Here is an 8,008-nt window from a genome sequence, read left to right on the forward strand (position 1 = left end):
ACGCGGCGTTGAAGATGCACTCCGGGGACAAGGCCTGACCGGTTGTCAGTATGGCCGGCCTGCCTCGGACGGTTGGCGCTGCTGTCCGACAAGTTCAACAAGCGTCTCGGGCGCCGCACTGCCGCGCAACAAAAAGGCTGAAAGGCCTGCTGGAGCGAATCGTCTGAGCGCCTGAGCTAGTCTGACGACTCGTGCGAGTTCTGGTGATCGGTTCGGGTGCACGAGAGCATGCGCTGTTGCTGGCGCTTCGGAAGGACCCGCAGGTCACGGGACTGTTCGTCGCTCCCGGTAATGCGGGTACCGCCCGCGTCGCCGAGCAGCATGACGTCGACGTCACGTCGGGTTCCGACGTCGTCGCCCTGGCGCGCGAGCTCCGGGCCGACCTGGTGGTGATCGGTCCCGAGGTGCCGCTGGTGCTGGGCGTGGCCGACGCGCTGCGAGCCGCCGGAATCGTCTGCTTCGGGCCCAGCAAGGACGCCGCCCGCATCGAAGGATCCAAGGCATTCGCCAAAGAGGTCATGGCCGCGGCCGGCGTGCGCACTGCGGCCAGCGAAACCGTCGATAATCCCGCGCATTTGGATGCCGCCCTGGACCGGTTCGGGCCTGCGGCGGGTGACCCCGCCTGGGTGGTCAAGGACGACCGGCTGGCCGCAGGCAAGGGCGTAGTGGTCACCCCGGACCGCGGCGTCGCCCGCGCGCACGCCGCCGGACTGCTCGAGGCGGGCCACCCGGTGCTGCTGGAGTCGTACCTGGACGGTCCGGAGGTGTCACTGTTTTGCGTCGTGGACGGCATGACCGTGGTGCCGCTGTTGCCGGCGCAGGACTTCAAGCGCGTCGGCGACGGCGATACGGGACCCAACACCGGCGGCATGGGCGCCTACGCACCGGTTCCGTGGCTTCCCGACGAGGTGTACCGGGACATCGTCGGCGATATCGTCGAACCCGTTGCGGCCGAACTGGTTCAGCGCGGCAGCCCGTTCTGCGGGTTGTTGTACGTCGGGTTGGCAATCACCTCCACCGGGCCGGCCGTGGTCGAATTCAACTGCCGGTTCGGCGATCCGGAGACCCAGGCGGTGCTGGCGCTGCTGGAATCGCCGCTCGGGCAGCTGCTGTTCGCGGCGGGCACCGGCAAGCTGGCCGAGTTCGGCGAGTTGCGCTGGCACGAGGGAGCGGCTGTCACGGTGGTGCTGGCGGCGGAGAACTATCCCGGTCGCCCTCGGGTCGGGGACGTCGTCGCCGGCTCGGAAGCCGAGGGGGTATTGCACGCGGGCACGGCGCGTCGCGACGACGGCGAGGTGGTCTCGTCGGGCGGCCGCGTGCTGTCGGTGGTGGGCACCGGCGCCGACCTGGCCGCCGCCCGGTCACAGGCATATGAGCTGATGCAGTCGATCCGATTGCCGGGCGGCCACTTTCGAAGCGACATCGCGCTGTTGGCGGCGGAGGGCAAGATCAGCGTCTAGAAACCCGCGGCCTGGCCGTCGCGGCGGGGATCGCTCGCCGCAAAATAGCCGCCGTCGAGCCGCCAGATCGCCTGGCAGCTGCCGAACTGGTTGTAGTCGTCCACGGCAACCAGGTCATGTCCGCGGCGGCGAAGCTCGTCGAGCGTCGCGTCCTGAAAGCCTTTCTCGCAGCTGACCTGCATGCCCTGCACCCACCGGAACCGTGGGCCGTCACACGCGGCCTGCGGATTCTGTCCATGGTCGGCGATGCGCACCATCACCTGGGTGTGACCCTGAGGCTGCATCGTCCCGCCCATCACGCCGAAGCTCATCACTGGGGCACCGTCTTTGGTGACAAAACCCGGGATGATCGTGTGGTACGGCCGCTTGGCCGGCCCCACTCGGTTCGGATGTCCTTCGGCCGCCGTGAAATTCGCACCACGGTTCTGCAGCGATATCCCGGTGCCCGGCACCACGACACCGGACCCGAATCCCATGTAGTTCGACTGGATCATCGACACCATCATCCCCGCGGCGTCGGCGGCGGTCAGATACACGGTTCCCCCGCTCGGGGTGCCCGCCGACGCCGGCCTCGCCCGCGCGCGATCAATCAGGGCCGCGCGTTGCCTCAGGTAGTCGGCGTCCAGCAGGTGCTCCGGGCGGACCGGCATGTGCTCGATGTCGGCGACGTAGGCCTCCGCGTCGGCAAAGGCCAGCTTCACCGCCTCGATCTGCAGGTGCACGCTGTCGGCGGAATCGACTGGGAACGAGGCCATGTCGAAGTGCTCCAGGATTCCCAGGGCGATCAGGGCCACGATGCCGTGACCGTTGGGCGGGATCTCGTGGACGGTGTACCCGCGGTAGGCGCCGCCGATGGTGCCCACCCAGTCGGCGCGGTGAGCGGCGAGGTCGCCGGCGCGCATCACGCCGTCGTTGGCCAGCGCGTGCGCCTCGAGTCGGGCGGCCAACTCTCCGCGGTAGAACGCGTCTCCGTTTGTTGCGGCGATCTTCTCGAGTGTGGCCGCCTGTTCGGCAAACCTGAACCGCTCACCGGGTTTGGGCGCCCGACCGGCGGGCATGAAGGCGGCCGCGAAGCCGGGCTGCTTCTCGAACAGCGGTATCTGCGCCGCCCATTGTTCCGCGACGGTCGGTGAGACCAGGAAGCCGTTGCGGGCGTAGCGGATTGCGGGCTCGAAGAGTTTGTCGAACGGGAGCTTGCCGAACTTGGCGTGCAGTTCGGCCCACGCCGACACCGCGCCGGGCACGGTCACCGCGTTCCAGCCGACCATGGGCACGGCCTTGCCACCGAAGTATTCCGGTGTCCAGGCCGCAGGAGAACGCCCAGATGCATTCAGCCCGTGCAATTGCCGGCCGTCCCACACGATGGCGAAGGCATCCGAGCCGATGCCGTTGGAGACGGGCTCCACCACCGTGAGCGCGATCGCCGTGGCGATGGCCGCATCGGCTGCGCTTCCCCCGTCGGCGAGCACCCGAAGGCCCGCCTGGGCTGCCAGCGGTTGCGACGTGCACACAACGTTTTCCGCCAGGATGGGCTTTCGCGGCCAGGCGTAAGGGAAGTCCCAGTCGAACGGTGCCGTCACCTTCGCGAGCGTAGCGCTGGCGTGACGCTCGGTGCCCAGCGCCGCGCTAGCGTGACGCTCGATGGCCAACCGCGGCGCTCAGGCCGTCAGCAGCGGCGCCATCCAGGTCAGCTCGGCGGGCAATTGCGAACTCCAGAACTCCCCGGTGTGGCCGCCGGGTGAGAAGCCGCCTGCGGGCGGATGGGGCAGTTGCGCAATGAACTGTTTGGTCGCGGCGTAAAACGGATCGCTGTCGCCGCAGTCGACCCGAATGGGAATCGACCCCAGCGCCGGCATCCCGAACACCGAATTCGCCGCGAAGTCGTCGGGCCCGTCGAAGGCACCAGGCGCAGCCGCGCCGGAGGAGAGCCACAGTGCGGGGCTGACCGCGCAAATCGCCGCGGTGCGTGCCGGACCCAGCCGGCCCCCGAGCAGCAACGCGCCGTAGCCGCCCATCGACCAGCCCAGGAACGCCACCCGCGAGGTGTCCAGGCCCTGGGTGCTCAGCATCGGAATGAGCTCGTCGAGCACCATCGCCCCGCTGTCCTCGCCGGACGCCCTCTTGTGCCAATAACCGCCGCCACCGTCGACGGCGACCACCGCAAACGGCGGCAGGCCCGCGTTGACGGCTTGGGCCAGGCCCTGTTCGACGCCGCCGGCCATCACGGTGGATGCGTCGCTGCCCTTGCCGTGCAGCGCGATGACCGGTCGCAGCGTCTTCGTCTGGCCGGGCGGACGCGCGATGGCCCAGTTGGTGTTGATCCCGCCGCGCGCCGCCGAGACGAAGGAGCCCGTCACCATGGTGGGCGCCGGCTGACCCGCTGGAGCGGGTTCGAGAGGTGGTGCCAGCGGCGCCTGGGTGCCGGCCGGCGATAGCGGCATGGCCTGAGATGGTCGCGGCCTGAACAGGATGTCGAGCGCGTACGTGCCCACTGCACCCGCGGTGGCGCTGGCACCGAGGCGGAGCAGGGCACGGCGGCTCAAGTCGGGCATGCGGGCCATCATGCCATGTGGGTTTGGCGGGCCGTTTGGCCGAAATGGCAATGCAGTACCACTTTGGCTGGCACGATGGCTACTCGTGACGGCAGCAGTCACTCCGAAGGGAGAACGTCGGCGGTATGCGCTCGTGAGCGCCGCCGCCGAGCTGCTTGCCGAAGGCGGATTCGAGGCGGTGGGTCACCGCGCGGTCGCTCGGCGGGCCGGACTGCCGCTGGCGTCCACTACGTATTACTTCTCGTCCCTTGATGATTTGATCGCCCGCGCGGTCGAACACATCGCGATGATCGAGGTGGCGCAGCTGCGGTCGCGGGTCACCGCCCTTTCCCGTCGGCGCCGCGGACCCGAGACCATCGCCGAGGTTTTGGTCGACCTCCTTGTCGGAGACGTGTCCAGCCCGGGCCTCAGTGACCAGTTGATCTCGCGCTACGAGCGGCACATCGCGTGCACCCGGCTGCCCGCATTGCGCGAGACCATGCGTCGCAGCCTGAGGCAGCGCGCCGAGGCCGTGGCCGAGGCCATCGAGCGTTCGGGCCGCACGGTGCACATCGAGCTGGTGTGCACGCTGATCTGCGCGGTCGACGGTTCGGTGGTGTCCGCGTTGGTCGAGGGCCGCGATCCCCGTGCGGCGGCGCTGGGGACGGTGGTCGATCTCATCGAAGTGCTCGCGCCCATTGATCAGCGGCCGATGCGGTCGGCCGGCAGCGATGGCGTCACGATGTACCCGGTCGCGAAGTCGCCGTAGATCGTCACGTTCGCCGGGCGGCGCTGCGCATACAACGCCACATAGGCGCAGACGACGGCGTCGACCGGATCTTCGGCGCGGCGCACCTCGCTCTTGCGTTGCGCCGTGACCACCCCGTGGCGCAACCCCGCCCAGCGGTCATGGTCCGTGACCTGCAGGGGCACCTCGGCGTGGGCAAGCTTTTCGACGCCGTCCATCAGCAGGAGCAGCTCCGAGCGGAGCTGATCGACGCCGCGGCCGGGCTTCGCCTTGTACTTGAGCGTCCGCGCCAGCCGGAACAGCACGACGGTTGCCGGGTGCGGGTAGACCTCGATGGCACGTCTGGGTGCCGGCGACCGCGGGTTTAGGTCAAGTCCCATTGCCCGGGCCAATCGTGCCGCGCGCGGTCCGTCGGCGAACTCCGGTTTTGCCGTGTTGGCTGGGTGCGCCCCGGCTTCGAACTTGCGGAAGTCGCGGTTGAGCGCCGCTTCGGCGGGACGCTGGCCGGTCGGGTTGGTCACCACTAGCGGCGCGTCGAATCCGACCAGGCAGTGCCCCTGCACATACGGCGACAACGCTGCGAGCACCGCGGCGTCGTCGCCGACGGCGTCGATGTGCACGAGGCGGCCCCCGGCGTCGACGACCGCGACCCCGGTGGGATTGCGTCCGGCCCATGCCAGATCGACGCCGGCGAAGTACATCCTGCCCAGGGTATGGGCGCCGGATCGTAAGCTCTATGTCTGTGAGCATTCCGAACGTCCTGGCCGCCCGGTACGCCAGCGCGGAAATGGTCGCGATCTGGTCGCCGGAGGCCAAGGTCGTCGCGGAACGCCGGCTGTGGCTGGCGGTGCTTCGGGCACAAGCGGAGCTCGGGGTGGACGTTCCGCAGAACGCCATCGCCGACTACGAGCGGGTGCTCGAGGACGTCGATTTGTCCTCCATCGCGGAGCGCGAACGGGCGCTGCGCCATGACGTCAAGGCCCGAATCGAAGAGTTCAACGCGCTGGCCGGTCACGAGCACGTGCACAAGGGAATGACCAGCCGCGACTTGACCGAGAACGTGGAGCAGTTGCAGATCCGGCGGTCCCTGGAATTGGTCTTCTCCCATGGAATCGCGGTCGTGGCCCGGCTCGCCGAACGTGCGGTGGCTTACCGCGACCTGGTGATGGCCGGGCGCAGCCACAACGTCGCCGCGCAGGCCACCACGTTGGGCAAGCGGTTCGCCTCCGCCGCGCAAGAGACGCTGATCGCGCTGACCCGGCTGCGCGAGTTGATCGACCGCTACCCGCTGCGCGGTATCAAAGGCCCAATGGGCACCGCCCAGGACATGTTGGACCTGCTGGACGGCGACGCCGCAAAGCTGGCCGAGCTCGAGCACCGTATGGCCCAATTCCTGGGCTTTGCAACGGTTTTGACCAGTGTCGGGCAGGTTTACCCGCGTTCGCTCGACCATGACGTGCTCTCCGCGCTGGTGCAGCTCGGCGCCGGACCGTCGTCGATGGCGCACACGATCCGGCTGATGGCCGGGCACGAACTTGTCACCGAGGGATTCGCTCCGGGCCAGGTCGGCTCGTCGGCGATGCCGCACAAGATGAACACCCGCAGCTGCGAACGGGTCAACGGGCTGCAGGTGGTCCTGCGCGGTTATGCCTCGATGGCTGCCGAACTCGCCGGCGCGCAGTGGAACGAGGGCGACGTGTTCTGCTCGGTGGTGCGCCGAGTTGCGTTGCCGGACAGCTTCTTTGCCATGGATGGGCAGATCGAGACGTTCTTGACGGTGCTCGACGAGTTCGGCGCCTACCCCGCGGTGATCGGCCGCGAGCTGGATCGCTACCTGCCGTTCTTGGCTACCACCAAGGTGCTGATCGCGGCGGTACGCGCGGGGATGGGGCGCGAGGCAGCGCACCACGTGATCCGCGAGCACGCGGTAGCGACGGCCCTGGCCATGCGCGAACACGGCGCGGAGCCCGACCTGCTGGAGCGGTTGGCCGCCGACGAGCGACTGCCGCTGGACCGAGCGGCGCTGGACGCCGCACTGGCCGACAAGAAGGCGTTCATCGGCGCCGCCGGCGATCAGGTGGACGAGGTGGTGGCCACGGTGGATGCGCTGGTAAGCCGCTATCCTGACGCGGCCAAGTACACCCCGGGCGCGATCCTGTGACACTCGCCGGCGCGCTCGCGGGGATCGACTTCACCGATCTGGACAATTTCGCCAACGGATTTCCACACGACTTGTTCGCCATCCACCGTCGCGAGGCGCCGGTCTACTGGCACGAGCCCACCGACAACACCCCCGATGGCGAGGGCTTCTGGTCCGTGGCCACCTACGCGGAAACGCTTGAGGTGCTGAAGGACCCGGCGACATACTCATCGGTCACCGGCGGCGGCCGGCCGTATGGCGGCACGCTGTTGCAGGACCTCTCCATCGCCGGGCAAGTGCTCAACATGATGGACGACCCGCGCCACTCACAGATCCGGCGACTCGTCAGCTCCGGGCTGACTCCGCGAATGATCCGGCTGGTCGAGGACGATCTGCGGGCGCGTACGCGCCGGTTGCTGGGCGCGGTGGTGCCCGGTGAACCGTTCGACTTCCTGGTCGACATCGCCGCCGAGCTGCCGATGCAGATGATCTGTATCCTGCTGGGAGTGCCCGAGTCCGAACGGCATTGGCTGTTCGAGGCCATCGAGCCGCAGTTCGACTTCGGCGGTTCGCGCAAGGCCACATTGTCGCAGCTGTCGGTCTCGGAAAGAGACGCGGCGGCCGGCTCGCGGATGTACGACTACGGCCAGCAGCTGATCGCGTCGAAGCGGGCGGAGCCGACCGACGACATGTTGTCGGTCGTGGCGAACGCGATGGTCGACGATGCGGATGCGCCGTACCTGTCGGATCTCGAGCTCTACCTGTTCTTCAGCCTGTTGTTCAGCGCCGGCGCGGAGACCACGCGCAATGCAGTCGCCGGAGGGCTGCTGGCGCTCGCCAACCATCCGGAGCAACTACGGGCGCTGCGCGCGGATCTCGACGCGTTGCCGACCGCCGTCGAGGAGACCGTGCGGTGGACGTCGCCGTCGCCATCCAAGCGGCGCACCGCCACGCGCGACGTCACCCTCGGCGGGCAGTCGATCGAGGCGGGCCAGAAGATCCAGATCTGGGAGGGCTCCGCGAATCGCGACGCCAGCGTATTCGAGCACGCCGATACTTTTGACATCGCTCGAAAGCCCAACCCGCACTTGGGGTTCGGTCAAGGCGTTCATTATTGCCTGGGCGCCAA

The 8,008-nt window shown here is 68.5% G+C and carries 7 protein-coding genes; 4 read left to right on the top strand and 3 right to left on the bottom strand.

Annotated features, from left to right (window positions below):
• Nucleotides 1-191 precede the first annotated feature (191 nt).
• Nucleotides 192-1,460, top strand: a complete 1,269-nt coding sequence (purD, locus tag A5678_RS06975; protein WP_068040241.1) for a phosphoribosylamine--glycine ligase — start codon at nucleotides 192-194, stop codon at nucleotides 1,458-1,460.
• Here the strand turns inward: purD and A5678_RS06980 are convergent.
• Both A5678_RS06980 and A5678_RS06985 read right to left on the bottom strand, forming a co-directional pair.
• Nucleotides 1,457-3,040, bottom strand: coding sequence for a gamma-glutamyltransferase family protein (locus tag A5678_RS06980; protein ID WP_068040254.1), 1,584 nt, complete (start codon nucleotides 3,038-3,040; stop codon nucleotides 1,457-1,459). The two genes, purD and A5678_RS06980, sit on opposite strands and share 4 nt — an antisense overlap.
• Nucleotides 3,041-3,118: 78 nt before the next feature.
• The gene (locus tag A5678_RS06985) at nucleotides 3,119-4,024 is read right to left on the bottom strand and encodes an alpha/beta hydrolase-fold protein (protein WP_068040243.1); all 906 of its coding nucleotides are present in this window, start codon (nucleotides 4,022-4,024) and stop codon (nucleotides 3,119-3,121) included.
• Nucleotides 4,025-4,079: 55 nt separating this feature from the next.
• On the opposite strand from A5678_RS06985, the gene A5678_RS06990 reads away from it, so the two are divergent.
• The gene (locus A5678_RS06990; RefSeq protein ID WP_197502062.1) at nucleotides 4,080-4,760 is read left to right on the top strand and encodes a TetR/AcrR family transcriptional regulator; all 681 of its coding nucleotides are present in this window, start codon (nucleotides 4,080-4,082) and stop codon (nucleotides 4,758-4,760) included.
• On the opposite strand, the gene A5678_RS06995 is transcribed toward A5678_RS06990, so the two are convergent.
• Nucleotides 4,694-5,440 (bottom strand): DUF429 domain-containing protein, encoded by a 747-nt coding sequence (locus A5678_RS06995; RefSeq protein WP_068040248.1) that lies wholly within the window; start codon nucleotides 5,438-5,440, stop codon nucleotides 4,694-4,696. The two genes, A5678_RS06990 and A5678_RS06995, sit on opposite strands and share 67 nt — an antisense overlap.
• Before the next feature lie 41 nt (nucleotides 5,441-5,481).
• On the opposite strand from A5678_RS06995, the gene purB reads away from it, so the two are divergent.
• Nucleotides 5,482-6,900 (top strand): adenylosuccinate lyase, encoded by a 1,419-nt coding sequence (gene purB, locus A5678_RS07000; RefSeq protein ID WP_068040250.1) that lies wholly within the window; start codon nucleotides 5,482-5,484, stop codon nucleotides 6,898-6,900.
• On the top strand, nucleotides 6,897-8,008 hold a 1,112-nt coding region (locus tag A5678_RS07005), incomplete at its 3' end, for a cytochrome P450 (protein WP_068040252.1). The genes purB and A5678_RS07005, both read left to right, overlap by 4 nt.

The organism is Mycobacterium sp. E2733 (assembly GCF_001667585.1).
Taxonomy (GTDB): Bacteria; Actinomycetota; Actinomycetes; order Mycobacteriales; family Mycobacteriaceae; genus Mycobacterium.

Coding starts and splice junctions, on each gene's coding strand:
- A5678_RS06985 (WP_068040243.1), bottom strand. CDS start 4,024: ATGATGGCCCGCATGCCCGACTTGAGCCGCCGTGCCCTGCTCCGCCTC.
- A5678_RS06995 (WP_068040248.1), bottom strand. CDS start 5,440: ATGTACTTCGCCGGCGTCGATCTGGCATGGGCCGGACGCAATCCCACC.